Origin of the sequence: Streptomyces sp. NPDC093598 (assembly GCF_044764825.1) — a bacterium.
GTDB lineage: Bacteria > Actinomycetota > Actinomycetes > Streptomycetales > Streptomycetaceae > Streptomyces.
The window spans coordinates 256,160-281,863 of record NZ_JBIWIV010000006.1 but is presented as its reverse complement, the minus strand read 5'-3'; the positions used below and the strand labels follow the sequence as shown (position 1 = coordinate 281,863).

Below are 25,704 nucleotides of genomic sequence, written 5' to 3'. Positions count from 1 at the left end.
GGCTCAGCGCAGCCGGTCCACGTACGTGTCCGTGCCCGGCACCGTCGGGATGAACGGGGCCACCAGCTCCGCCCTGCCCAGGCCCGACTCCGTCACCGCCGCGTCGAGGTCCGTGAAGTAGGGGTCCCAGCACTCCCTCGGGTCCGTCTGGAGGAACCACAGGAGCGTCAGGCGGGTGTCGACGCCCTCGACCTGTTTGACATACGTCATGCGGTCGCCGGGGAGGGGCGTCGGACTGAAGACCGTCACCAACGCGGCCGGGGAGCCCGCCAGGCGCTGGGGGAGGTGGCGGGTGCGCAGCCACTCCAGCAGAGGGGCGCGTTGCTCCGGGGTGTCCGACTCGACGACCTGGAGGACCAGGCCCGCGTAGGGATGGTCGAGGGCGTGTACGTCGCGGGGTCCGGCCGCTCCGTCGCGGTACACCGTCGCCTCGTGGTTCTGGAACGCCGTGAGGACGTGCGTGCGGTCGTGGTGGACGCGGGCGTCCCGGTTGAGGCGCTTGTTGATGGCGACCGTCCAGCGCATGTGGTCGTCGTAGCGGCCGGCGGTGATCCAGTACGTGGAGAGGTAACAGCCGGCGGTGACCGGCTGGGCGATCGCCGACTTCTCGGGGTAGCGCAGGAGCTGGAGGTCCCGGGTCGCCACCCAGCGGCGGCCCGCGAACATCCAGGGCATGGCCATCGCACCGGCGTAGTAGTGGTCGTCCTCGTACCAGCGGTTGTACGCGTACTCGTGGCCCGGATGCGGCTCGACCATGGTGATGAGGGCGTGCCCGGGGTGGGTGCCGTAGGGGCCGACGGCGGCCAGTTCGGCGTACAGCTCGCTGCGGGTGTCCTCGCTCATGCCCTTCCCCTTCGTCGGCGGCTCGCTCATACTCTGACGCTCCGTCAGATAGAACGCCAGGGTCCGGTCCGGGGAGGTCCTGCCATGTCACTGCTCGCGGGGAAGACGGTCGTCGTGTCGGGGGTCGGGGCCGGGCTCGGGCGGCAGGTCGCGGCGGCGGTCGTACGGGACGGCGGGCGTGCCGTGCTCGGGGCCCGCACGGAGGCGAGCCTGGCGAAGACGGCCGCCGAGGTCGACCCCGGCGGGGCGTGCACCGCGTACCGCGCCACGGACATCTCCGACGAGGCGCGGTGCGAGGCGCTGGCTCAGGTGGCGCTGGAGCGGTTCGGCGGGATCGACGCCGTCGTGCACGTGGCCGCGCTGGACAGCTACTTCGGCGGGCTGGAGGACGCCGACTTCGAGTCCTGGCGGACCGTGCTGGACGTGAACCTGCTGGGGACGCTGCGGATGACGCGGGCCTGTCTGCCGTCGCTCAAACAGGGCGGTGGATCCGTCGTGTTCGTCGGGACGCAGTCGGCGGTGGCCGCCCCCTCGCAGGTGCGGCAGGCGGCCTACGCGGCGTCCAAGGGGGCGCTGACCAGTGCGATGTACTCGCTCGCGCGAGAGCTCGGGCCGTATCGCATCCGGGTCAACACCGTGCTGCCCGGCTGGATGTGGGGGCCGCCCGTGCAGGCGTACGTGCAGTTCGCGGCAAAGTCGGAGGGCGTGTCGGAGGCGACCGTCCTGGAGCGGCTGACCGGGCGGATGGCGCTGCCGGATCTGGCCGCGGACACGGATGTGGCCGACGCGGTGGTGTTCCTGGCGTCGGACAGGGCGCGGGCGATCACCGGGCAGTCGTTGCTGGTCAACGCTGGGGAGCTGATGCGCTGAGTTCATAATCATGAACAGCGACCATCACGTCGAACATTTTTACCTCCCTTTGACCTTACGATCACTTGTCGTGTTCACGCGGCAGCGCCCACGATGAGCGCCGGGCTGATCCCTGGGAGGGCGCACATGAACGGTCTCGACTGGGCCGTGCTCATCGGCTATTTCGCCGTGATGGTCGCGATCGGCGTCTGGTCGCACAAACGCGTCGACAACGTCAGCGACTTCTTCACCGCCGGCGGCAAGATGCCGTGGTGGCTCTCCGGCATCTCGCACCACATGTCGGGCTACAGCGCGGTGATGTTCACCGGGTACGCGGGCATCGCCTACACCTACGGCGTCACGTCCTTCGTCACCTGGTCCTTCCCCATCGCCCTCGGCATCGCCATCGGCTCGAAACTGTTCGCCCCGCGCATCAACCGGCTGCGCTCCCGGCTCCATGTGGCCTCCCCGCTGGAGTACCTGAAGAACCGCTACGACCTGAAGACGCAGCAGGCGCTGGCCTGGTCCGGGATGCTGCTGAAGATCGTGGACGTGGGCGCGAAGTGGGCGGCGATCGCCACGCTGCTGTCCGTCTTCACGGGGATCTCCCTCAACCAGGGCATCCTCATCACCGGCAGCATCACGGCGATCTACTGCACGATCGGCGGCCTGTGGGCGGACGCGCTGACCGAACTCGGCCAGTTCATCATCCAGTTGCTGGCCGGCATCGCGATGTTCGTGGCGGTGTTCGTCCGCCTCGACGACCACGGCGGCTTCTTCGGCGTCTGGGACTCGCCCGAGCTCCAGGGCCACGAGAAACCGCTGGTCGGGCCGTACGGCACGGTGTTCCTGCTCGCGTTCCTCTTCATCAAGCTCTTCGAGTACAACGGCGGCATGCTCAACCAGGCCCAGCGCTACATGGCCACGCCCGACGCCAAGGAGGCCGAGCGCTCGGCCCGCCTCTCGGCGATCCTCTGGCTGGTCTGGCCGCTGGTGCTGTTCTTCCCCATGTGGATGTCGCCGCTGCTGGTCGAGTCGCAGAAGCCGGACGGCTCGGACTCCTACGCCCTGATGACCGAACAGCTGTTGCCGCACGGCCTGTTGGGCCTGGTCATCGTCGGGTTCTTCTCGCACACCATGGCCATGTGCTCCTCCGACGCCAACGCCATCGCGGCGGTGTTCACCCGGGACTGCGCGCCGGTGATCTGGGCGCGGGCCCGGTCCTGGAGCCAGAGCCAGGGCCTGCGGGTCGCCCGCATCGCCACGGTCGTGTTCCTCGGCCTGTCCATGGCGGCGGCGACGCAGGTCAACTCGCCCGCGTTCGAGGACATCATCACGGTCGTCATCAAGTGGGTGGCCGGTCTGATGGGCCCGATGGCGATCCCGATGATGCTGGGCCTGCTGCGCGCGTTCCGCCGCTCCGGCCCCACGGCGGCCCTGGTCAGCTGGTCGACGGGCCTGCTCGCCTTCTGGCTGGTGAACTACCCGATCAACTGGAACGTCGAGGGCGGCGTCCCGCTCCAGTACCAGGTGTCGATCCCGCTGGCGGTGTCACTGGTCCTGTACATCCTCGTCGGCTACATCAGGCCGGAGGACACACCGGAGCGGCTGGCGATCATCGAACGCATCAACACCGACGGCGACGGAGCGGCCACGGCCCCACTCCCCACACCGACCGACCCCACGGACAAGGTGGTCCGAACCGCCAGGGACTGACCCCACCACCGACCGACCCGACCGATGGTTGCCGCCCGGCGACGTGTCGTGCCGCGGCGTGCCGTCTCAGGCCCTCGGGTAGCGGGCGAGCCAGCCGGGGGAGGAGCCTGCTGGGCCGTGCAGGGCCGGCCCCTGGGTCATTTCCATGGCGAAGTCGTCGGCCAGTTCCAGGATGGTGGGGCGGCCCTCCAGTTCGGCCAGCCAGGCCGGCGGGAGGGCGGTCTCGCCGTGCAGGGCGCCGAGCAGGCCGCCGGTCAGCGCGCCGGTCGCGGCGGAGGCGCCGTCGTGGTTCACGGCGAGACACAGCCCGTGCCGGACATCGGCCGCGACCAGCGCGCAGTACACCGCGGCGGCCACGAGCCCCTCCGCCGTACCCGCACCGCTCAGCTCGGCCACGCGCTCCGGGCCGGGCATGCCCTGCCGTACCGCGCCCAGCGCATGCTGCAACGCGTCCGACACCGGCTGGTGCCCCGGCCGCGCGACCAGCAGCCCGAAGGCCCGCTGCACGGCACCGTCGAGGCTCTCGCCCAGCGCCAGCGCATGCACGATCACGGCGTACGCGCCCGCCGCGAGAGAGGCCGTGGGATGGCCGTGGGTCTGCGCCGCGCACTCGACGGCGAGCTGGGCGACCAGCTGCGGCTCCCAGCCCACGAGCAGCCCGAAGGGGGCCGATCGGGCGGCGGCCTCGGGCCCGGCCTCACCGGGGTTCTTGGGTGCCTCCGGCGTCCCCATGGTCTCGTCGCCCAGCCCCAGCAGCAGCGCGCGGCTCGGCTCCCGCCGCGCGTACAGCCACTCCTCCCGCGCCAGCCACCCGTCCTCCTTGCGCCGCTCGTCGGGCCCCCAGTCGCGCTGCGTGGCGGCCCAGCGCAGATACGCCCGGTGCAGATCGGTCGGCGGATGCCAGGCACCGGTGTCCCGCCTGACCTGGGCCCGGATCAGCCCGTCGACGGAGAACAGGGTGAGCTGGGTGAGGTGCGTGACGGCGCCGCGTCTGCCGTAGGCGGGGGCCAGGTCCACCAGGCCCTCCGCCCCGTGCGCCTCCCGGATCCCCTCGAGGGTCAGCCCGTCGACCGGCGTCCCCAGCGCGTCCCCCACGGCCACGCCGAGGATGGTCCCCCGCACCCGGCTGCGGAAGTCCTGCTGCTCCGTACGGCCCCAGACGGCGCCGGCAGTCGCACCCACCTAGACCTCCCCAGGGCACCGTCCATACGTACGACAGCTCAGCACTGTAATCGAACGGGAACGGCGGGTTCAGGGGGTGCAACGAGGCGGGCCGGTCAGCGCAGCTCCTCCGGGCACGGCGTGCCCCGGGGGAGCTGGTACGGCGCCGCCAGACGGTACGTCCCGGCCTTCGGGGCCAGCAACTCCGTCCACTTGTCGCCCTGTGCGTCCTCCTCCGTCTCCGCCAGGCAGCCGTTGACGTTCACGTACGTCTTCGGCTCGCCCTCGGGACGGTTCCTGGACTCCTCCGTCTCCTGCGGCGGCTTCAGGCTCTTGCCCTCCGCGTCGACGATGCTCAGCCACGGCGAGTACGGGATGCGGACCAGGATCCGGCCCGCCTTCTTCACCTGGAGGATCATCTCGCCCTGCTCGGCCCGGTCGACCACGGCGTTCGGCTCGGCCAGCGGGGTCGGGGCGCTCACCCGGAACAGCTGCCAGTTGGCGTCGCCCCAGATCTGGGTCAGATACGGCAGCCCGCGCCGCACCAGCGCCCGCTCCCGCTGCCCCCCGTCACCGTCCGGCTCGCCCTTCGGCAGCACGACGTAGTGCACGGCCCAGCGCTTCAGCCACTCGTGGTAGTTCGCCGAGTTGAGCGTGTCGTCGTAGAAGAGGGGGTTGCGCTCCATGTCGGCCTGGCGGTTCCAGCCGCGGGCCAGGTTGACATACGGGGCGAGCGCGGAGGCCTCGCGGTGGGAGCGGGCGGGCACGACCTCGACCCGGCCCTTCTCGGCGCCGACCTGCTGCAACTCGTTGACGAGCGGCGCGAGCTCGCGCGACCAGGACGCCGCCGGGGCCGTGTGCACGATGTCGTCGACCGTCTTGAAGCCGATCCACACGCCGAAACCGCAGAGCGCCACGACGGCCGCGTACCACTTGCGGCTGCGCGGCACCGTGAACGGCAGCGCGGCGACCAGCGCGACCCCGGCGAACAGCATCGCCAGCCGTGTGATGTTCGAACCGATCTGGGAGCTGATCAGCCACACCAGCACGACCCCCAGGCCGTACACGGCGGCCGTCAGCCGGACCGTCTTCCACTCCTGCGGCACCAGCACGTAGGCGAGGACCGAGAACGCGAGCGGCAGCAGCACCGAGCCGATCATCATCGGCTGCGTGCCCGAGAACGGGAACAGCCACGCCGACACCGCCACCACCGCGGTCGGCGCCAGGCCCAGCGCCCACGCGCCCGGCCGCCGCTTCTGAAGGAACAGCGCCACCGCCACCAGACCCACGAACAGGCCCGCGACCGGCGACGACATGGTGGCCAGCGCGGCCAGCGGCGCCGCGCACAGGGCCTTCGCCCAGCGCTTGTACCGCCACCGGTACGGCCAGCAGAACACGACGGCGACCGCGCCGAGCGCGAACATCATGCCCAGCCCGAACGTCACCCGCCCGGACACCGCGTTGCAGAACAGCCCGAACACGCCCGCCAGCGACGCCCACAGCGGATTGCGGACGGAGCGGCTGCGCAGCAGGAGCAGGGTCAGCAGCCCGGCCGAGACCGTCCCCGCGATCATCATCGTCGTCCGCACGCCCAGCACGGACATCAGATACGGCGACACCATGCTGTACGACACCGGGTGCATCCCGCCGTACCAGGCGAGGTTGTACGCCGAGTCCGGGTGCCGGCCGACGAACTCGGCCCACGCGTCCTGCGCGGCCAGATCGCCACCGCTGTTCGCGAACGTGAAGAACCAGAGGATGTGCAGCGCCGCGGCGAGGCCCGTGATGGACAGCACAGGGTGCCGCAGCATGCGCTCACGCAGCGCCAGTACCGGGGCCGGCCACTCGAACCGCGCCCCGCTGTCCCGGGACGCGCCGTCCCCGGACGCGCTGTCCTCAGGCGCGCTGTCCTCAGGCGCGCCGGCTTGCGGCGCTTCGGGCAGCCGTATTCGCGGGCCTGATACCGAGCCCGGATCGGCGTCGTCTGCGCGTGTCGGCTCCGCAGTGGCCACTCGAAGGCACTCCCCGTGTCCCGTCTTCTGTTCTCGGCTTCCGCCGCCGCGCCGCCGCGAACGGCGACCTGTCCCGATTCGGGACGCTAGCACGCACCCCGCCGGGCGGCGCCCGGACGGGCCGTTACCGGCGGGGTGCGGTGGTGCGGGCTCGCTCCCCGGGTCAGCCGAGTCGCGTGAGCTTGGCCGCGAAGCCCGGCTCCACCAGGTCCTTCTGGAGGGCGACCGGGACCTTCACGGCGCTGGTGGTGCCGTCGCCGACGGTGAGCGTGCCCACCTTCTTGCCGGCCTCGGCCGTGTGCGGCAGGTCGTCCGCGGCGAACGTGAGCTTGACGGACAGGCCCGCCCAGCCGACGGCCGTGACGTCCTCGGTGACGGCGACCGGCGTACGGCCGCCGAGACCGTCGTCGGCGTATCCGACGATGTCGCCCTTCTTCAGGATCGTCGCCGACTCCAGCGCCCCCTGCGCGGCCCGGATCAGCTTGTCGCCCTCGTGGAGCGCGGCGCCCAGGATCGTGTTGTCCGGGCCGCCGGCGGGCTGGCGCACGACCGCGCCGATGATCCGGCGGGTCTCGCCGTTCACGTCCTTCTTGGCCGCGAAGACGAGGTTGCCGAGCGCCGAGGTGGTGGTGCCGGTCTTGATGCCGGTGACGTTGTTGTAGCCGACCAGGCGGTTCCAGTTGTCGTGCTTGGTCCCCTTGTAGTCGACGTACGACATCATCGTCGCGACCTCGCGGAAGACGGGCTGCTGCATGGCGGCCTTGGCGAGCTTCACCTGGTCCACGGCCGTGGAGACGGTGGTGTTGTTCAGGCCCGACGGGTCGGTGTACGTCGTGTTCTTCATGCCGAGGTCCTTGGCGGCGGCGTTCATCTTCTCCACGAACGCCTTCTCGGACCCCGCGTCCCAGCGGGCCAGCAGCCGCGCCACGTTGTTCGCGGACGCGATCAGGATGCTCTCCAGAGCCTCCCGCTCGGTGATCTTGTCGCCCTTGGTGACGTCGACGGTGGACTCCTGGCCGGCGTCCGACTGGTCCTGCGCGGCCTGGTCGATCGGGATCTTCGGGCCGTCCTCGCCGCTCTTGAGCGGGTGATCGCGCAGGATGACGTAGGCGGTCATGACCTTGGCGACACTCGCGATCGGGACGGGCTTCTGCTCGCCGGAGGACCCGAACGTGCCGATCCCCTGGACGTCCAGCGCGGCCTGGCCCTTGGTGGGCCAGGGGATGTCGACCTTGCCCCCCTCGAAGGTGTAGCTGTCCTCGGCGGTGAGTTCGAGGGTGGGTGCGGGCAGCGGGCGCACGCTCTGTACGACCGCGAAGACGACCACCAGCAGCAGCACCAGCGGCGTCCAGATCTTCACCCTGCGGGCGGCCGTCCGCAGCGGGGTGTCCGGGGGCGGCGGAGTGTTCGTCAGCTCGGCCAGCAGATCCAGCGGCGGCTTCGGCGGCAGCGGCTGCTGCGTGGTCCGCTCGGGGCCGACGGTGGGGACGGGCGCGGTGGCCTCGGCCGGCGGGGCCGGCTTCTTGGCCGCCGGGTCGTCCAGGGGCTTGAGCGCGACGAACTTGCTGGTCCGCTCGGCGTCCTTCTCGGGAGCGTCCTTGGTCCCGCCCCCGAGCTTCAGCATGGTGGTGGGCTGATCGACCGGCGGCCGCACGGCCTTGAAGACGGCGGTGGGCTGGTCGACGGGCGGTTCGGCGGGGGCGCCGTCGGTGTCGTCGTCCGACTCGGGGGTGCCGTCGGTCCGGGCCTTGTCCTCGGCGGCGTCGTCCTCGGCGGCGTCGTCGACGACGGCGGCCTTGGGCGCGTCCTTGGCGTCGGAGGCCTTCGGCGCGGCCTCGGCATCGCCGGAGACCCGCGGGTCCGCGGGCTCGGAGGCCTCGTCACCGGTCTGCTCGTCGGCCGTGGCGGAACGGTCCGCCTCGGGCTCGTCGGCCTCGCCCACGGCGTCCTGAGCCGCCTCGTCACGCTCGGCCTCACGGGGGCCCGTGCCGTCCGTGTCGCTCCCGGCAGGCTCGTCCTCGGCGTCCGTACCGGCCTCCTGGCCGTCGGGGCCGCCGCCGTCGGTGTCGTCGTCGCTGTCGCCCTTGGTGGGCTCGTCGGTGGGCTCGTCCGTACGCTCGGCGGCCTCTCCGCGGCCCTCGTCGGAGCCCTTGCCGTCCGCCTCGGCAGCGGCAGGCTCCTCGCCCCCGTCCGCCGACGCGACCCAGGCGGCCACGGCGTCCCGCAGCCGCCCGTCACTGCCCTCGGCGTCGGACTCCCCGGCCCCGGGCCCCTCGGAATCCTCGGAGGAGCCGGAACCACCCTGCTCGCCCTCAGCCGCCGCGTCCTCGGCGCCCGAGTCGGTCTCGGCCTCCTCGGTGTCGGCCGCCTCCGCGTCGCGCTCGGCGGCAGCCGCCGCGTCCTCGGCGCCCGAGTCACTCGCAGAGCGCTCGGCGTCGTCCTCGGTGTCCGAGTCGCTCGCAGCGGGCTCGGTGCTCTTCGAGTCCTCTGCCGTCCGAGTGGACAGCACGCGGGTCGCCGTGTCGGCGCCACCCCGCGCCGAGGACCTCTCCGGGTCCCGGGACACCGCGAGCCGCGGGTCGGCGGCTTCGCTCCTGGCCTCCGGAACCGGACTCGCGCTCCCCGACGTCTTTCGTGCCGACGACTCGCGCTGCTTCGACCTGTCGGGGGACTCGCCCGCCACCGATGCCTCCTCCTCGCGCCGCACTCCCCGCGTACGCGTACCGAACCGTGAACCGCCGCCCGTGACACCGCTCCGGCGCTGTCCGAACCATGTACCAGTGTCCTGTGTGCGGGCCAAACCCATCCGGTAGACGAGAACGACATACCTACTGGTTCCACTACGAACCGGTCACGCACCCTCGACAGACCAATGTGAGAGGGGTCACCCTGTCTTTCATCCACGCGGGGAGGCATGGATGGGCAGGAGCCGCAGAACACTTCCGGAGGAGCTTCTGCTGCTGGCGTTGGACCCGACCACGGGTACCACCGCACAGCCGCAGTCGCTCGACCTCGGTCTGGCCGGAGCACAGCTAGTGGAGCTGGCGCTGGCCGGACGGATAGCCCCAGACGGGGATCGTATCGCCGTGGTGGCACCACGGCCGACTGGAGATCCAACACTGGACTGCGCATTGGAGTTGCTGCGAAGGCGTGGCGCCCCCGTGCGTGCCGTCCACTGGATCGGCGGGCCGCGTCTCGGGCTGCGCCAGACCTACCTCTCGCATCTGGAGCGGTGCGGCATGGTGCATGCCGTGGCCGGCCAGATGTGCGGAGTGCTGCCGACGACTCGCTACCAGGCGACGGACACCGAGATCAGCCGGGAGATCAGGGCCCGGCTGGACTCCGCGATCCGCACCGGCGTACCGCCGGACCCGCGGACCGCGGCACTCGCCGCCCTCGCTCACGCGGTCGGCCTCGGCAAGCACCTGTACCCGGGCAACGAGGGGCGTTCCTCTCGGTCCCGGCTGCGGGACCTGATCAGGCACGACCCCATGGGCGGCCTCGTCGCGCACGCGGTGATGGACGTCCAGAACGGCGTCGCGGCCCAGCCGCGCCGCAGCCCGGCACCGTCCGGCCGTCAGGCCGCCGGCGGAGCAGGGCCCGCAGCGGAACCCGCCCGAGGCGTTCCGATGCAACCGCGCCACGGAAGCATGGCGCGCGTCGCGGCCCACTGAGCCGCGCCGCACCGCACCGGCAAGGCCTACGGCCGGCACACGCAGCACGGCCCACGAACCCGGTCACGGGAGCCGCTGTCCGAGCGGGGCGGAGAGAGCGCACACTCTCTTCGCCCCGCTCGGCGTGCCGTGCCCGAACTGGCGTGTACCCGTCGCATATCCACCGTTTCCCAGCGGTAGTAAGCACCTTGGTGGCAGTCTGCTCAGCAGCAGATACGCAAAGTAGAGGCACGCAGCCGGAGGTGCACGTCCCGTGGCGTCCAATGTCAATCCCACCGTCAGGCGGCGCCGGCTGGGCCAGGAGCTCCGCAGGCTCCGTGAGCTCAAGGGCATGACGGCCGAAGAGGTGGCCGAGCGGCTGCTGGTGTCGCAGTCGAAGATCAGCCGGCTGGAGAACGGACGGCGCAGCATCAGCCAGCGCGACGTCCGCGACCTGTGCGGGGTCTACGAGGTCGAGGACCAGCGCATCGTCGACTCGCTGATGCAGATGGCCAAGGACTCCCGGCAGCAGGGCTGGTGGCACGCCTTCGGGGACATCCCCTACAGCGTCTACATCGGCCTGGAGACCGACGCCGAGTCGCTCAGAGTGTACGAACCGCAGATCATCACCGGCCTGTTGCAGACCCGCGCGTACGCCGAGGCCATCATCCGCGGCGGTTCGCCCGAGGCGTCGGAGGCGGACAACGACAAGCGCGTCGAGGTCCGGCTGCGCCGGCAGGGCCGTATCACCGCCGACACGGACCCGCTGCGGCTGTGGGTGGTCCTGGACGAGGCGTCCCTGCACCGGATCGTCGGCAGCCGGCCGGTGATGCGCGAGCAGCTGGAGCACCTCATCGAGATGTCGCAGCTGCCCCACATCACCGTGCAGGTCCTGCCGTTCGAGGTCGGCGCGCACGCGGGCATCAACGGCCAGTACTCGATCCTGGAGTTCGCCGACGCGGCCGACTCGAGCGTGGTCTACATCGAGGGCGTCACCAGCGACCTGTATCTGGAGAAGCCGCTCGACGTGCAGAAGTACACGGTGATGTACGAGCACTTGCGCGCCCAGTCGCTGAACGTGGACCAGTCGCGGCAGCTCATCGAGCGCGTGGCGAAGGAGTACGCGCGCTGACCTGACGTCGGTCGCGGACCCGCCGGGGGCAAAAGCGCGGGATGCTACACCCCGGACACGCCTGACTGGAAGTCTCCCCTGGAATATGCCATCCGGTCGAGTGAATGACTGCTCCGACCGGCGATGTTGGCGAGTAGCGTCGATCACGCCAACCACCAGCACGGGTTGGCGTAAACGCAACTGGCAACGGAGCGAACATGGCAATTCGTCTGGGCGCCACGGAAACGTGGACGACGTCCTCCTACACCAACAACAACGGCGCCTGCGTGATGGTCAGGTCGACCGTCGACGAGGCCCTGGAGCTCGGGGACACCAAGATCCCCGAGGGCCCCAAGCTGGCGTTCCCCGCCGACGCGTGGAGCGCCTTCGTGGCCTCGGTCAAGGCCTGACCCCGCGACCGACAGCACCACAAGCACCACCGACAGAGCCCTCTCGACCAGCATCGCCGTCCTTGCCGAGAGGGCTCCGCTTGTGCCCGGAGATCCCCGAGAAGGAGATCAGCTCACGGGGAACGCCACGTCACACACCGGGTCCCCGGGGCCCGTCGCCGCCCAGTCCGCGAAGTAGAGCTCCCGGCAGGGGCCGGTCGCCGTCAGCCCCTCCGCCGCCATCCACTCCTCCACCGCCTCGAACGCGGCCAGGATCTGCGGGTGCGCCACCTGCGCCTTGGTGATCCTGGTGTACGCCAGCCGCCGGGCCGGCTCCACCCGCACCGCCGTCTCCCACGCCCGGCCTCGCTGCTCCGCCCAAGCCCGGGCCGCCGTCTCGTCGGCGACCGGCATGCACGCCTCCGCCGGGCCGTCGCTCTCCATCGACACCTCCGCGTGATAGGCGACGTACGGCACTCCGGCCACGCCCCCGCACTCCCCGGCCGCCTCCTCCAGCCGGCCCAGCGCCGCCCCGATCCACGCCGGCAGCTCGTCCGCCAGCGTGTGCCGCTTCTCGCAGATCACCACCTGGGCGGGCACCTCCACCGTCTCGACCGTGAACTTCCCGTACATCTCGGAGCTCCTCCCCGACAGCCGTCCACGGAGGTACGCGGCGAGCGTCCGCTGCCCCGCCACCCGCGCCTCGACATCCGCCCAGTACGTGCCGAGCAACTCGGCCGCCGTGGGCCCGTCACCCGCCGCCACCACCTCGGCGATCCGGGCGAGCGGCATGTCCAGCTGCCGCAGCATGGCCACCAGCCGGGCCCGTTCGACCTGGCCGGCGCGGTAGTAGCGGTAGCCGCTGGCCTCGTCGACGTGCGCCGGGGCCAGCAGGCCCAGCCGGTCGTACAGCCGCAGGGCCTTCGCCGACAGGCGGGCGCGCGCGGCGAACGCCCCGATGGTGAGCAGCTCCTGGTCCGGTCCGTCCACCACGGCATCCTCCGTCATCGGGCGGCACTTCCGCCCGATGACGAGGACGCTCGGGCCTGTCCCAGGGGCAAGGTCAACGCCCCGTCGGCCGCCTTCAGGCCAGCTGGGCCTCGATGGCCGCCACGACCTCCGCCGCGTCCGGCTCGGTCTGCGGCGAGAAGCGTGCCACGACCTGGCCGTCCCGGCCGACGAGGAACTTCTCGAAGTTCCAACGGATGTCCCCGCTGTGCCCCTCGGCGTCGGCGAAGCCGGTCAGGCGGTCGTACAGCGGGTGCCGCCCCTCGCCGTTGACCTCGACCTTCTCGGTCATCGGGAAGGTCACGCCGTACGTCGCCGAGCAGAACTCGGCGATCTCGTCGGCGCTGCCGGGCTCCTGCCCGAGGAACTGGTTGCAGGGCACACCCAGGACGGTGAAGCCGCGCGCGGCGTACTGCTCGTGGAGCTTCTCAAGGCCCGTGTACTGCGGGGTCAGGCCGCACTTGGAGGCGACGTTCACCACGAGCACCGCCTTGCCCGCGTACTGGGACAGGTCGGCGGAACCGCCCTGCAGCGCACCGATCTCGACGTCGAGGGGAGAGGAACCGTTGGTAGTCGTCATGAGCAGACCCTAGCTCCGCCGGGTGTCGGGCCGGTCCCGGGCCTCGGTGGCCTCCACCAGCACCTGCCCCGCCGCCGTCCGCGAGTACAGCACCGACCTGCCCGCCCTCCGCCGCCCCACCAGACCGGCGTCCAGCAGCACCCGCAGATGCCGCCCGACCGAGCCGAGCCCCTGCCCGGTCACGGCGACCAGCTGGCTGGTGCTCAGGGGCGAGCCGAGCCGGACCAGGACACCGGCGCGGGCCGTGCCGAGCAGCGCGCCGAGGCTCGCGGGCACAGGCCTGCCGCCGGGGTCGGCCAGTGCCCCGGCGCACGGGTAGACGAGCGCGTACCGGTCCGTGCCCTCCCACGCCACCCAGCCGATGCGCTGCGTCGTGATGGGCACGAACACCAGCTCGGCGCCGGACAGCTCGCGCGGCGGGTACTCGTGCGCGTTGACCTGGAGCCGGTTCTCCCCGAGCCACTGCGTCCCCGGCCGCAGTGTGTCCAGCGCGGACGCCCAGCCGCCCCTGCTGACCTGCGCGGTCCGCGCGACCACATCCGCTTCGAGGACGCGCCGGCGCTGGGGCCAGTACGGCCGTACCGCCGTCGTCCAGACGTACGTGAGAAGGTCCGCGGCGCGCTCCGGCAGGTCGTCCCGGTGCAGCGGGGCCGGGACCGGGCCGCGCAGCGAGACGGTGAGGTCGGCGCGGGCCGCGTCCGGGTCGGCCGCCCGCACCCGTGCGACCCCCTGCTCGAAGGTCTCCCCGTCGCGCGGGCTGGGGGTGAGGAAGTCGGCCGTCCACTCCCGCCCGATCCCGGCGCTGATCAGTCGCGCGGTCACCGGGTCCCGCGCCAGCCGCCGCCGGTAGGCCGGCAGATGGGCGTCGAGCCACCGCCGCTCGCCGGGATGCGCCGCCTCGGCCGCGTGCAGCAGCCGCAGACTCGCGAAGGCCTCGGCGAACGGCGAGATCACGAACCGGCTCCCGGCCAGGGTGTCTGCGTTGATCTGCCACCAGCCCATGAGCCACCCCCTCCGCGAGGTTTCGCGTCCGCGCGAAACAATAACCACGCGCCCGGGGGCGCCGAAGACTCCGCCCATGCGCAGTTACCGCGAACTGTTCCGCACACCCGAGTTCACCCCGTTCTTCGTGGCCGCGTCGGCGCAGACCGTCGCCCAGACCATGGGCGGACTGGCCCTGGGCACCCTGGTGTACCGGGCGACCGGGTCACCGCTGCTGTCCGCGGTGAGCATGTTCGGCTCGTCGCTGGTGCAGGTGCTGGGCGCGACCTTCCTGCTCTCCGCGGCCGACCGGCTGCCCCCGCGCGCGGCCCTGACGGCCCTGCCCCTGCTGTTCGCGGCGGCCACCGCCGCCCTGGCCCTGCCAGGCCTGCCCGTCTCGGGGCTCTTCGCGCTCGTCCTCGTCAAGGGCCTGGTGGAGTCGGTGGGCGGGGGAGTGCGCTGGGGCCTGCTGAACGAGATCCTCTCCAAGGACGGCTATCTGCTCGGCCGCTCGGCGTTCAACATGATGAGCGGCCTCATGCAGATCACCGGCTACGCGACCGGCGGCGCGCTCGTGGCCCTGCTGTCCCCCCGGCTGTCCCTGCTGGCGGCGGCCGCCCTGTACGTCACGGCGGCCGTGGTCGTCCGGCTCGGACTGACCCGCCGCCCGCCCCGTACGACGGGCCGCCCCTCGGTGTCGGCGACCTGGCGCGCCAACGCGCTGCTCTGGTCCTCCCCGCCCCGCCGCCAGGTCTATCTGGCGCTGTGGATCCCCAACGGCCTGGTCGTCGGCTGCGAATCCCTCTACGTCTCCTACGCCCCCGGATCCGCCGGCACCCTCTTCGCCTGCGCCGCACTGGGCATGCTGGCCGGGGACGTGCTGGTCGGCCGCGTGCTCCCACCGGGCCTGCGCCCCCGCCTGGGCTTCCCGCTCCTGCTGCTCCTGGCCGTGCCGTACGTACCGTTCCTCCTGCACCCGGCGCTTCCGCTCGCGGCGGCCGCGGTCACGCTGGCCTCCGTGGGGTTCGGCGCGAGCCTCGTGCAGCAGGAACGCCTGGTGGCCCTGACCCCTGACGGCCTCACGGGTCATGCCCTGGGACTGCACTCGGCGGGGATGCTCACGATGCAGGGGGTGGCGGCGGCACTGGCGGGATCGGTGGCCCAACTGACGTCCCCGGCCGTGGCGATGACGGCGATGGCCGTGGCGTCGGCGGGAGTGACATTGCTGCTGAGGGGCGCGGCGAAGCGGGAGGAACTCAGGACGGTGAGCTGCTGAGGGGGCTCAGGACGGCGGGCCGGAGACGCTCCCGGCCTCCACGAACACCTCGGGCACCTCGTTGTCCGCCACCACCCGTGACAGCAGTACGGCCAGCCGGTCCCGCTCGGCGCCGCTCAGTCCGGACGGCAGGGCCTCCATCCGGCGGCAGGTCTCGGCGTAGAACTTCCGGGCGAGCGCGGCCCCTTCGTCCGTCAGCCCCACCCGCACGGCCCGACCGTCGCGCGGGTCGGCCTCCCGCCGTACCAGTCCTCGCCGGACCGTCCGGTCCACCAGCCCGGTCAGGCTCGACTTCGCCAGCCCGAGCGTCTCGCCGAGTTCGCTCATCCCGTAGGGCTGGGGCATCAGCACGCACAGCAACTGCCCCTGCTGCGGCGTCAGTCCGTACACCCGGCCGGCCTCCGCGTACACACCGTCGACCAGGAACGCCGCGCGCACCAGCGCGGCGACGACCCCCACCTGCCCGGCTGCCCCGTTCCCCATCGGCTCAGGGTACCGACCGGTCAGTCCATGTGCGGCGGGTGCGGTCACTCCTCGTCCGGGGCCTCGCCCTCGATGAGGCGTTCCGCGATGTCGTCGGCCCACTCCTGGGCCCAGCGGCGCAGTCCGGGGACGGACGCGGCGTCGAGGCCGTGGACGGTGAACGCCCTGTCGTCGAGCCAGTCCGTGCCGGTCAGCCGGGCCTGGAGGTCGGTGAGGTCGAAGGTGTCGGGGGCGTGGCGGCGGCCGAGTTCCTCGAGTTCGGGGTGGCTCCAGCGGGCCGAGGCGGCGTGCACGTCGACCAGGTCGCGTGCGAGCCCGCGGTCGGCCAGGTCCCGCACCCGGGTGCCGACCAGGTCGTCGAGGGAGAGCGCCGGCCCGAGCTCCGTCTCCACGGGCGGACGCCACAGCATCTCCTTGTGGACACCGACCTGGCACTCCGCGCCGCTCGCCGCGTCGGTCACGAGGAACTGGGCGGACAGCGGCTCGGTCTCCAGGGTCTGCACGAGCCAGCCGCGACCCACCAGCCCGGCCCGGACGGTGGCGGCGACGGCGTCCATCGCGGCCGGGTGCTCGGTGGCCACGTCCACGTCCTGCCCGGCCCGCTCCACGAGCCCGTGCGCCAGCACGGCGTACCCGCCGGCGAGGACGAGGGAGTAGGCCTCACCCACCGCCAGCAGATCACCGAGAAGCCGGCCGGCGGGCTCGGGGACGGGGGGAGGGGCGGGCATGCCCTGATTATCGCGTGAGCGAGGTGGAGGGCTGAGATGACCGGCCCGGACGGGTGACAACGGGTGACAGAGGGGGCCGGCCGGGGTGCCGTCTCGGGAGCGCGGGGAACTGTGCGGCAAGCCCCCACGACGCGGCACCGCGCCCACGTGCCTACGGCTTGCGCCCCACACCGCAGTACGCGTCCACGGCGGCACCGGAACCGGCGTCGCCGGAAGCCTCCGGTCGCCACTCGGGAACCCTCACCACGCCGGGCTCCACCAGCTCCAGCCCGTCGAAGAACGCGGCGATCTCGGCAACCCCACGGACGTGATACGGCACCGCCCCACTCGCGTTGTACGCCTCCGACGCGGCGATCATGCCCTCGCTGGTCGCGGTGCTGTCGCTGATCACCAGGTGGCTGCCGGCCGGCAACCCGGCCATGAGCCGCCGCACCAGCTCGCGCGCCCGCTCGTGGTCGGCGACGTGACCGAGGGTGTTGAGGATCATCAGGCCGACCGGCCGGGAGAGGTCGAGCGTGCCGGCGGCGGCCTCCAGGACCGCCTCGGGGTCGTACAGGTCCGCGTCCAGATACGCGGTCCTTCCCTCGGGCGTGCTGGTGAGCAGGGCGTTGGCGTGCGCCAGCACGATGGGGTCGTTGTCGACGTAGACGATCCGGGCGTCGGGGGCGACGCGCTGGGCGACTTCGTGCGTGTTGTCGGCGGTGGGCAGTCCGGTGCCGACGTCCAGGAACTGCCGCACACCCTGCTCACCGGCCAGGTACTCGACGGCCCGCCCCAGGAACCGGCGGCTCGTGACCGCCACGTCGACGAGCCCCGGGAAGATCGACTTGATCTGGTCGCCGATCTCGCGGTCGACCTCGTAGTTGTCCTTGCCGCCGACGAAGTAGTTCCAGAAGCGGGCCGAGTGCGGCTTGGAGGTGTCGATACGGTCGCGCGGCCTGTCATCGGACACGGCAGGGCCTCCTGGGGGGCGGGAAAAGGGGGACCGGCCCACCAACCTAGGCGAACTCGTCGTCGGCGTACGGGCGTTGTCTCTCCCGCGGCCGACCTGCCGTGGGGTTTCGGCCACGGGGCCGTGGAGGCTCGGCGCTAGGGGGTGTCCGCAAAGTCGCGTCGTTCGCCCGGAGGGCGGGCCCCGCGGCGTTCGGTGCGTGCTCGCGGCGTGCCGGGCGGGCACCCGCGTACTGGTTGTACTCGGGTGTTCGCCCGGTGCGGCGAGAGTGCGTGCCGGGCGTCGCGGGGCAGGCGGGACTTTGCGGACACCCCCTAGACCCCGCGGGAGGCGAAACCGCCCACGTCTGAGCCTCCCTCGTGCCCATGGCGCTGGGTGACCAGCCAGAACGCCCACGCCAGTGACCACAGCAGCAGCCCGGCGGCGATCGGCGTACCGAAGATGACCAGCAGCCCGGCTCCGATGTTGGCTCCGACGCCCCCCGCGGTCAGAATCCGCCATCCGACACCGGCCATGAGCCCGAGCGCCACCAGCGGCCCGAGCACCCCCCACCACCGCTGGTCCATCGCCCCGCGCAGCGAGCCCCGCACGAGCACCGCCGCACCGGCTGCCGCCAGCACCAGCGCGAGTCCCCCGGCGACCGCGGCCACGCCGTCCCCGATGTCCCACGGCTGGAACGCGTAGTCGAGCTCACTGGCCGGCAGCCCGTCGTGGTTCTGCTGCCCCATCAGTCCCCAAGCGGCCACGGGAACACCACCGACGAGCGCGGCCCCGGCCGCCATCATTCCCCGATTCGTCATACGTCCAGGATCGAGGGGCGGCGCGGGATCGTCATGAGCACGCGTACTCATGCGAGCAGATCGACTACCTGCGTTTCACGCCGCCCGAGACCGAGGCGAACAAGCACGTTGCTGTCCTTCGAAACCGGGCGGCGAGGCGTGCCTCAAGCCGGTGAACGTCCCGTCCGCGGCCGACCGCACAGCGCGTCCGCTCGGCTGCTGCAGCACGCGTGACCAAGGCTGTCCCATCAGCGGATCACTGCTGAAGAGGCGGCGGGCCGAGGCGGTGCCTGGGCGGGGTCGGGCGGGTCGGTCCCGCGGGAGGCCGCCCCGCCCGTACCCTTCTTGGTGTCTACGGCGTCACATAGCGGGCGCCACACACTGGAGGCAATACCTCGTGCTGATCGCTCAGCGTCCGTCCCTGACCGAAGAGGTCGTCGACGAGTTCCGCTCCCGGTTCGTGATCGAGCCGCTGGAGCCGGGCTTCGGCTACACCCTCGGCAACTCCCTACGTCGTACGCTCCTCTCCTCGATTCCCGGAGCGGCTGTCACCAGCGTCCGTATCGACGGCGTGCTGCACGAGTTCACCACCGTGCCGGGCGTCAAGGAGGACGTCACCGACCTGATCCTCAACATCAAGCAGCTGGTCGTCTCCTCGGAGCAGGACGAGCCGGTCGTGATGTACCTGCGCAAGCAGGGTCCGGGTCTGGTCACCGCCGCCGACATCGCGCCCCCGGCCGGTGTCGAGGTGCACAACCCCGACCTGGTCCTCGCCACGCTCAACGGCAAGGGCAAGCTGGAGATGGAGCTGACGGTCGAGCGTGGCCGCGGTTACGTCTCCGCCGTGCAGAACAAGCAGGTCGGCCAGGAGATCGGCCGGATCCCGGTCGACTCGATCTACTCGCCGGTGCTGAAGGTCACGTACAAGGTCGAGGCCACGCGTGTCGAGCAGCGCACCGACTTCGACAAGCTGATCGTCGATGTCGAGACCAAGCAGGCCATGCGCCCGCGTGACGCCATGGCGTCCGCCGGTAAGACCCTGGTCGAGCTGTTCGGTCTGGCCCGCGAGCTCAACATCGACGCCGAGGGCATCGACATGGGCCCGTCCCCGACGGATGCCGCCCTCGCCGCCGATCTGGCGCTGCCGATCGAGGAGCTGGAGCTCACGGTCCGCTCCTACAACTGCCTCAAGCGTGAGGGCGTCCACTCGGTGGGTGAGCTCCTGGCACGCTCCGAGGCGGATCTGCTCGACATCCGCAACTTCGGTGCGAAGTCGATCGACGAGGTCAAGGCGAAGCTGGCCGGCATGGGTCTGGGCCTGAAGGACAGCCCGCCCGGATTCGACCCGACCGCCGCCGCCTTCGACGCGGACGACAACGGGGATGCGGGTTTCGTGGAGACCGAGCAGTACTGACCCCTGCGCACGCGCCCGGTGACCGACAGCCCCCTCGGAAGGATGTCCGAGGGGGCTGTGCCATGCCCGGCGGCGAACGGGCGCCGCCGGCACCCCTCAAACCCCTCTGAAACGGCGATGAACGCGGGTCGGCCACGCTCTGCGGCATGACGACGACGACCCCGCGGTCCTGGTGCTGCTTTCGCAGTGGATCCCATGGATGGCGGCGAACGTGCTGACCACCGTGACCGCCACCGAGCCGCATGCCCGCGTCTCGTTCGGCCACGGACGGCCCGGCCTGACAGGCCACCTGAAGAGTGCGGCCACCATGGCCGTCGGCTGGCTGGTCACCACTGCCGCGGTCGGCGCGCTGGCCGTGCTCCGCCCCGGCGCCGGACTCCTCACGCAGCAGACGGTGTACCCGTCGGCCACCGCGCTCGTCGGGATCGGCCGCTATCTCGTGCTGCGTCTGTCCGTGTTCGCGGAGCGCGCCCCGCGGCCGCGGACCGGCGGCGGCGTCCAAACGCGGGCCGCGTACGACGCGGCGGCGTGACGCCCGTCGGGGAGAGCACCGCGACGCCCCGCCCCAGGTGGAGCGGGCGGCGCTGCTGGAGCCCGATCAAGGCGCGAACCGGCTGGACGCGCCGGCCGGCGAACTCCGCGACACCTCCCGGCCGCAGACCGGCACGGTGCAGCCCCTGGTCCGCGATCGCCCTCGGCGTGCGCCCGGGGGCTCGCGACCTCGCCTGACGCAGACAGCGCGCTGAGCAGCCCCTTTCACGCGAGTGCCGGTCAGCGCCGGTGAGTGAAACCGTACTGAAAGGCCGCTGAACGCGACGCCCCGCAGACTCCGGGGCATGACGACAACGACCCCCGCATCCGCCATCGCAGCCACGGGGCTGCGGAAGTCCTTCGGGGACAAGCAGGTCCTCGACGGCGTCGACCTGCACGTGCCCACGGGCACGATCTTCTCCCTGCTCGGCCCGAACGGGGCCGGCAAGACCACCGCCGTGAAGATCCTCTCCACCCTCATCACCGCCGACGCCGGCGAGATCCGGGTCGGCGGCCACGACCTCGCCGCGGACCCGCAGGCGGTACGCGCCGCGATCGGCGTCACCGGTCAGTTCTCCGCCGTCGACGGTCTGATCACCGGCGAGGAGAACATGCTCCTCATGGCGGACCTGAACCACCTGTCCAGGCGTGAGGGGCGGCGGGTGGCCGCCGGGCTGCTGGAACGCTTCGACCTCACCGAGGCCGCGAAGGAGCCCGCCTCCACCTACTCCGGCGGCATGAAGCGCCGCCTCGACATCGCCATGACGCTGGTCGGCAGCCCGCGGATCATCTTCCTCGACGAGCCGACCACCGGCCTCGACCCCCGCGCCCGCCACAACATGTGGGGAATCATCCGCGAACTCGTCACCGACGGCGTCACCGTCTTCCTCACCACCCAGTACCTGGAGGAGGCCGACCAGCTCGCCGACCGTATCGCCGTGCTCCACGACGGCACCATCGCCGCCGAGGGCAGCGCCGAGGAGCTGAAGCGGCTGATCCCCGGCGGGCACGTCCGGCTCCGCTTCACCGACCCCGCCGCCTACCAGCGCGCCGCCGCCGAGCTGCGCGAGGTCACCCGGGACGACGAGGCACTGGCGCTGCAGATCCCCAGCGGCGGCAGCCAGCGCGAGCTGCGCTCCATCCTCGACTGGCTGGACTCCGCCGGCATCGAGGCGGACGAGCTGACCGTGCACACCCCCGATCTCGACGACGTGTTCTTCGCCCTGACCGGCGGCACCGACCAGCTCAACCGACGCAAGGAGACCGCCCGATGAGCACCCCCCTGGCACCCGCCCGCCCGACCCAGGTCTCCCTCGCCCTACGCGACTCGAACACGATGCTGCGCCGCAACCTCCTGCACGCGTGGCGCTACCCGTCCGGAACCCTGAACCTGCTGCTCACGCCCATCATGATGCTGCTGCTCTTCGTCTACATCTTCGGCGACGTGATGAGCGCGGGCATCGGTGGCGGCGGCGCGGACCGCTCCGAGTACATCGCCTATATCGTCCCGGGCATCCTGCTGATGACCATCGGCAGCACCGTGATCGGGGCTGCCGTCCACGTCTCCATGGACATGACCGAGGGCCTCATCGCCCGCTTCCGCACGATGGCGGTCTACCGCGGTTCGGTGCTCGTCGGGCACGTCATCGGCAGCGTGCTGCAGTCGGTCGCCAGCGTGGTCCTCGTCGGGGCCGTCGGCGTCGCCATCGGCTTCCGGTCCACGGACGCCACCGCCCTGGAGTGGCTGGCGGCGTTCGGGCTGATCACGCTGTTCGCCCTTGCGCTCACCTGGATCGCGGTCGGGATGGGCATGGCCAGCCCGAACCCCGAGGCGGCCGGCAACATGGCCATGCCGCTGATCCTGCTGCCGCTCATCTCCAGCGCCTTCATCCCGGCCGACACGATGCCGGGCTGGTTCCAGCCGATCGCCGAGTACCAGCCGTTCACCCCGGCCATCGAGACCCTGCGCGGTCTGCTGCTCGGCACCGAGATCGGTCACAACGGATGGCTCGCCCTCGCCTGGTGCCTCGGCCTGACCGCGCTCGGCTACCGCTGGTCGACGGCGCAGTTCAACCGCGACCCGGAATGAGTACGCGGGCAGCCTCTCGCAGCCTGCCGCGATCCAGGGCGGCGTACTCCGACACCGCGTCGGCGTACGCCGCCCCGTCGGCCTCCTCGGCGACCCGCCGGACACGGTCGACGGACATCGTGGGGAACGTCTGCGGCACATGCATCCGCTCCGCCAGCGCCAGCAGCCGCACCGCCGAGGTATCGCCCGCGGCGAGCCGGACCAGGCCGAGGGCCAGCACGTCGCTGCCGGACACCGGGATCTCACCGGCCGGGCGGGAGCCGGCGAACAGCGCACGCAGCCGGCCCTCCAACGCGGCCACCAGCCCTGCGACCGGCTCCAACCGCCCGGCGTACGCGTGCGCGACCACCGCGTAGGCCTCGATCGCCCGCGCCCACGCATCCATGGCGGGTTCGGCGTGCGGCGAGTCACTCGCGCGCACCCGCTCCACGGCCGTCCGCCACCGCTTCAGCCCCAGCTCGGTCAGCCCGCGGGCCAGCGCGATCTCGGCCCAGGCCGCCAGATCGGTCGCGAAGGCCGACGTCTGCTCCGGCGGCTTGCTCCGCTCCACCCGCCGCAGCCACTCCTCGGCCTCGTCCGGCTCACCGCGTTGCAGGCAGGCCAGCACCAGCCCCCGGCGCAGGCCCGTCGTGGGCGACTGGTCACTCAGGTGCTCCAAGACGTCCAGCGCCGCCAGCAGATGCCGGTACGCCTCCTCACCGAGACCGGCGTCCCCGCACAGCTCGCTGCAACGGGAATGGGCGAGCAGCTCGAGCGACGGGTTGGGCACGGCCTCGACCGCGGCGAGCAGCCGGCGGGCGGACGACAGCGCACGCCCGTGCTCCTGCTCGTGCTCCCAGAGGTAGCTGGCCACGGCCTCGGCGACGCCCGCCAGCAAGGGCGCCTCGCTCGCACACAGTTCCTTCAGCGCCTCGTAGCCGGGCGGACGCATGTCCGGAACGGCGCACAGCACGACGGCGAGCGCCCGCAGCAGCGTGTCCGGCTCCGCGGGCGGCAGTCGGCGCAGGGTGACGAGATGACGCGTCCGGAGCGGGCCGTACCCCACGAACGGGGCGGTGACGCAGGCGGCGCACAGGGCGCGGGTGACCTCGGTGTGCCGGGCGTCCGGGCGGTAGTGCGACAGCGGCGCCGCGGTGTCGGCGGCCAGGGCGAAGACCCGGTGGAAGCTTGTCGAGTCGGTGAGCCAGACGCCGGCCAGCACAGCGCCGGCCGCCGCGGTGGTGGCGTGGTCCTCACGGGCCAGGGCGAACCGCAGGGCGAGCACCAGGTTGTCCTGCTCCGCGCGCAGTCGCGGCCAATGCCGCAGCGGTTCCGCGCCGAACAGCACGTCGTGGTTGGCCAGCCCGAAGTCCCGTGCCCAGCCCAGGAACCGGTCGGTGACCACCGTCTCCTCCCCGGCCGCGGCCCGCCTCGCGGCGCTGAACTCCCGCACCGTCTCCAGCATGTGGAAGCGGATCCCGGCCGCGGTGTCGCCGGCCTTCAGCAGCGACTGGTCCACCAGCTGCTCCAGCAGGTACAGCGTGTCGCCGCCGTCACCCAGCAGCTGTTCCGCCGCTTCTCCGGTGAAGCCGCCGGGGAAGACCGACAGCGCCCGCAGCGCCGCCCGCGCGTCCTCCTCCAGCAGATTCCAGCTCCACTCCACGACCGCGTGCAGGGTGCGGTGCCGCTCGGGTGCGTCCCAGGTCCCGCCGCGCAGCAGCGCGAACCGGTCACCGAGGCGGCGGGCGATCTCGGGCACGGACAGCACGCGCACCCGCGCCGCCGCCAACTCCACGGCGAGCGGCAGCCCGTCCAGATGCCGGCACAGCTGCGCCACCGCGTCGGACGGCAGCTCGACACCGGGCCGCGCGGCCCGGGCCCGCTGCGCGAACAGCTCGGTCGAGGTCGCCAGGCTCAGCTGCGGCAGCTGGTACACCGCTTCCGAACTCAGCCCCAGCGGTGCCCTGCTGGTGACCAGCACCCGCAGGTCCTCGGACAGCGCCACCAGCTCCCGTACCAGACCGGCGGCGCCCCGGACGACCTGCTCGCAGTTGTCCAGCACCAGCAGCGCGGGACCGGCGCCGAGGGCCGCGACGATGCGGGCGGGCACATCCGCCCCGCCGCCGTACGCCCCGACACCACCGCGTGGCGCCGCCCCGCCGCCGAGGGCCGACGCCACCTCGCCGGCCACGTCCTCGTCCGTGCCGACTCCGGCCAGTGAGACGAAGTGCACCACCCGCTGCTCCGCCCGGCGGCTGACCGCATACGCGAGCCGCGTCTTGCCCAGACCGCCGGGACCCACGATCGAGACCAGCCGCGAGGAATGCAGCAGCCCGGCCACCGCCGCGAGATCCTCGTCCCGCCCCAGCAGCGGATTCGGATCATGCAGCACCCCGTACCGGGCCACCGGGGCCTCGACCCGCAGCAACTCCTGATGCACGGCCTTCAGCCCGGCGCCCGGGTCGGTGCCGAGGTCGTCGCGAAGCTCGCGCCGGTACGCCTCGTAGCGGGCGAGCGCCGCCGACGGCCCGGCCGTGGCCGCCTCGGCGCGCAGCAGCTCGGCCAGCACCTCCTCGTCGCGCGGCGCCCCGGCGAAGACCTCGGTCAGCGGCGTCACGGCCTCGGCCCGCCGCCCCAGCCGGCCGAGCGCGAGCGCGCGGGAGCGTACGAGGGAGTCGTGGAGCGGCGCCCGCTCGGCCCGCAGCTCCGCCACCGGGTCGCCCGGCGCGGCGGCGGCGACCGGGGCCGCGTCCCAGAAGGCGAGACCTTCCTCCGCACTCGCCAGGGCGGCGGCATGATCCCCGGCCCGGGCGTGCCGGGCGCTCGCCTCAGCACACCGCACCACCGCCGAACTGTCGACCTGCTCCTCACCCAGCGCCAGCCGATAGCCGGTCGCGGTGCTGACGACGACGTCGGCCCCGAGCTGGGAACGGGCCCGGGAGACCAGGATCCGCAGCGCGTTGGCCGGGTTGGCCGGCAGCTCGTCCCGCCACAGCCCGTCGACCAGCCGTGCAGTGCTGCAACCGGAGCGCAACTCGCCCGCCAGCAGCGCGAGCAGCCCGCGCAACCGGGGAGCGGTGATCTCCCGACCGCGGTAGGCCACACGCGACAGGAGGGTCAACTCGGTCTTCACTCGGTCAGGTTATCGACAGCGGATGATGCTTGGGCGG

At 72.1% G+C, this 25,704-nt stretch carries 22 protein-coding genes; 10 read left to right on the top strand and 12 right to left on the bottom strand.

The window, feature by feature from the left end; all coding sequences use genetic code 11:
- Positions 1-3: 3 nt before the first annotated feature.
- The gene (locus tag ACIRDU_RS21320) at positions 4-843 is read right to left on the bottom strand and encodes a hypothetical protein (RefSeq protein WP_403581662.1); all 840 of its coding nucleotides are present in this window, start codon (positions 841-843) and stop codon (positions 4-6) included.
- An 84-nt stretch (positions 844-927) separates the two neighbouring features.
- Between ACIRDU_RS21320 and ACIRDU_RS21315 the strand changes: the two genes are divergently transcribed.
- Entirely contained in the window at positions 928-1,713 is a 786-nt protein-coding gene (locus ACIRDU_RS21315) for an SDR family oxidoreductase (protein WP_403581660.1), read from the top strand.
- Positions 1,714-1,839: 126 nt separating this feature from the next.
- Entirely contained in the window at positions 1,840-3,408 is a 1,569-nt protein-coding gene (locus ACIRDU_RS21310; protein ID WP_403581659.1) for a sodium:solute symporter family protein, read from the top strand.
- 66 nt (positions 3,409-3,474) lie between these two features.
- Here the strand turns inward: ACIRDU_RS21310 and ACIRDU_RS21305 are convergent, their stop codons facing one another.
- The 3 genes from ACIRDU_RS21305 to ACIRDU_RS21295 form a co-directional block, all read right to left on the bottom strand.
- A complete protein-coding gene (locus ACIRDU_RS21305) occupies positions 3,475-4,590 on the bottom strand; it encodes an ADP-ribosylglycohydrolase family protein (RefSeq protein ID WP_403581657.1) in 1,116 nt (371 codons plus the stop codon).
- Between the two features lie 95 nt (positions 4,591-4,685).
- Positions 4,686-6,581 carry an MFS transporter gene (locus ACIRDU_RS21300; RefSeq protein WP_403581655.1) on the bottom strand — a complete coding sequence of 632 codons (1,896 nt, stop codon included), beginning with the start codon at positions 6,579-6,581 and terminating at the stop codon, positions 4,686-4,688.
- A gap of 163 nt (positions 6,582-6,744) precedes the next feature.
- Entirely contained in the window at positions 6,745-9,264 is a 2,520-nt protein-coding gene (locus ACIRDU_RS21295; protein WP_403581654.1) for a D-alanyl-D-alanine carboxypeptidase, read from the bottom strand.
- Between the two features lie 235 nt (positions 9,265-9,499).
- Here ACIRDU_RS21295 and ACIRDU_RS21290 point away from each other — a divergent pair, with 235 nt between their 5' ends.
- The 3 genes from ACIRDU_RS21290 (at position 9,500) to ACIRDU_RS21280 (ending at position 11,755) form a co-directional block, all read left to right on the top strand.
- A complete protein-coding gene (locus ACIRDU_RS21290) occupies positions 9,500-10,255 on the top strand; it encodes a GPP34 family phosphoprotein (RefSeq protein ID WP_403581652.1) in 756 nt (251 codons plus the stop codon).
- Positions 10,256-10,508: 253 nt separating this feature from the next.
- Positions 10,509-11,366 (top strand): helix-turn-helix transcriptional regulator, encoded by an 858-nt coding sequence (locus ACIRDU_RS21285; protein ID WP_283972006.1) that lies wholly within the window; start codon positions 10,509-10,511, stop codon positions 11,364-11,366.
- Between the two features lie 197 nt (positions 11,367-11,563).
- Positions 11,564-11,755, top strand: a complete 192-nt coding sequence (locus tag ACIRDU_RS21280) for a DUF397 domain-containing protein (protein ID WP_102912542.1) — start codon at positions 11,564-11,566, stop codon at positions 11,753-11,755.
- 108 nt (positions 11,756-11,863) lie between these two features.
- Here the strand turns inward: ACIRDU_RS21280 and ACIRDU_RS21275 are convergent, their stop codons facing one another.
- The 3 genes from ACIRDU_RS21275 to ACIRDU_RS21265 all read right to left on the bottom strand — a co-directional run bounded on the left by ACIRDU_RS21275 (position 11,864) and on the right by ACIRDU_RS21265 (position 14,324).
- Positions 11,864-12,742 (bottom strand): MerR family transcriptional regulator, encoded by an 879-nt coding sequence (locus tag ACIRDU_RS21275; protein ID WP_403581649.1) that lies wholly within the window; start codon positions 12,740-12,742, stop codon positions 11,864-11,866.
- A gap of 76 nt (positions 12,743-12,818) precedes the next feature.
- Positions 12,819-13,322, bottom strand: a complete 504-nt coding sequence (locus ACIRDU_RS21270) for a glutathione peroxidase (RefSeq protein ID WP_403581647.1) — start codon at positions 13,320-13,322, stop codon at positions 12,819-12,821.
- 9 nt (positions 13,323-13,331) lie between these two features.
- Positions 13,332-14,324 carry an ArsR/SmtB family transcription factor gene (locus tag ACIRDU_RS21265; RefSeq protein ID WP_403581645.1) on the bottom strand — a complete coding sequence of 331 codons (993 nt, stop codon included), beginning with the start codon at positions 14,322-14,324 and terminating at the stop codon, positions 13,332-13,334.
- 76 nt (positions 14,325-14,400) lie between these two features.
- On the opposite strand from ACIRDU_RS21265, the gene ACIRDU_RS21260 reads away from it, so the two are divergent.
- Positions 14,401-15,579, top strand: coding sequence for an MFS transporter (locus ACIRDU_RS21260; RefSeq protein ID WP_403581643.1), 1,179 nt, complete (start codon positions 14,401-14,403; stop codon positions 15,577-15,579).
- Positions 15,580-15,585: 6 nt separating this feature from the next.
- On the opposite strand, the gene ACIRDU_RS21255 is transcribed toward ACIRDU_RS21260, so the two are convergent.
- The 4 genes from ACIRDU_RS21255 to ACIRDU_RS21240 all read right to left on the bottom strand — a co-directional run bounded on the left by ACIRDU_RS21255 (position 15,586) and on the right by ACIRDU_RS21240 (position 18,542).
- On the bottom strand, positions 15,586-16,062 hold the full coding sequence (locus ACIRDU_RS21255) for a MarR family winged helix-turn-helix transcriptional regulator (RefSeq protein WP_403581642.1): 477 nt from the start codon (positions 16,060-16,062) through the stop codon (positions 15,586-15,588).
- Between the two features lie 44 nt (positions 16,063-16,106).
- Positions 16,107-16,790 (bottom strand): hypothetical protein, encoded by a 684-nt coding sequence (locus ACIRDU_RS21250; RefSeq protein ID WP_403581641.1) that lies wholly within the window; start codon positions 16,788-16,790, stop codon positions 16,107-16,109.
- Between the two features lie 151 nt (positions 16,791-16,941).
- Entirely contained in the window at positions 16,942-17,742 is an 801-nt protein-coding gene (locus ACIRDU_RS21245; RefSeq protein ID WP_403581639.1) for an SAM-dependent methyltransferase, read from the bottom strand.
- A gap of 314 nt (positions 17,743-18,056) precedes the next feature.
- The gene (locus ACIRDU_RS21240) at positions 18,057-18,542 is read right to left on the bottom strand and encodes a hypothetical protein (protein WP_403581637.1); all 486 of its coding nucleotides are present in this window, start codon (positions 18,540-18,542) and stop codon (positions 18,057-18,059) included.
- A 376-nt stretch (positions 18,543-18,918) separates the two neighbouring features.
- Here ACIRDU_RS21240 and ACIRDU_RS21235 point away from each other — a divergent pair, with 376 nt between their 5' ends.
- From ACIRDU_RS21235 to ACIRDU_RS21220, 4 genes are all read left to right on the top strand, one after another.
- Positions 18,919-19,935: a DNA-directed RNA polymerase subunit alpha gene (locus ACIRDU_RS21235; protein WP_403581636.1), complete on the top strand. Its 1,017-nt coding sequence runs from the start codon at positions 18,919-18,921 to the stop codon at positions 19,933-19,935.
- Between the two features lie 199 nt (positions 19,936-20,134).
- Complete coding sequence (locus ACIRDU_RS21230) at positions 20,135-20,467, top strand: hypothetical protein (RefSeq protein WP_403581635.1); 333 nt, start codon at positions 20,135-20,137, stop codon at positions 20,465-20,467.
- 304 nt (positions 20,468-20,771) lie between these two features.
- Complete coding sequence (locus tag ACIRDU_RS21225; protein WP_403581634.1) at positions 20,772-21,740, top strand: ATP-binding cassette domain-containing protein; 969 nt, start codon at positions 20,772-20,774, stop codon at positions 21,738-21,740.
- Positions 21,737-22,555: an ABC transporter permease gene (locus ACIRDU_RS21220; RefSeq protein WP_403581632.1), complete on the top strand. Its 819-nt coding sequence runs from the start codon at positions 21,737-21,739 to the stop codon at positions 22,553-22,555. The genes ACIRDU_RS21225 and ACIRDU_RS21220 overlap by 4 nt, the downstream gene beginning before the upstream one ends.
- Here the strand turns inward: ACIRDU_RS21220 and ACIRDU_RS21215 are convergent.
- Positions 22,536-25,667, bottom strand: a complete 3,132-nt coding sequence (locus tag ACIRDU_RS21215; protein WP_403581630.1) for an ATP-binding protein — start codon at positions 25,665-25,667, stop codon at positions 22,536-22,538. The two genes, ACIRDU_RS21220 and ACIRDU_RS21215, sit on opposite strands and share 20 nt — an antisense overlap.
- Between the last annotated feature and the right edge of the window lie 37 nt (positions 25,668-25,704).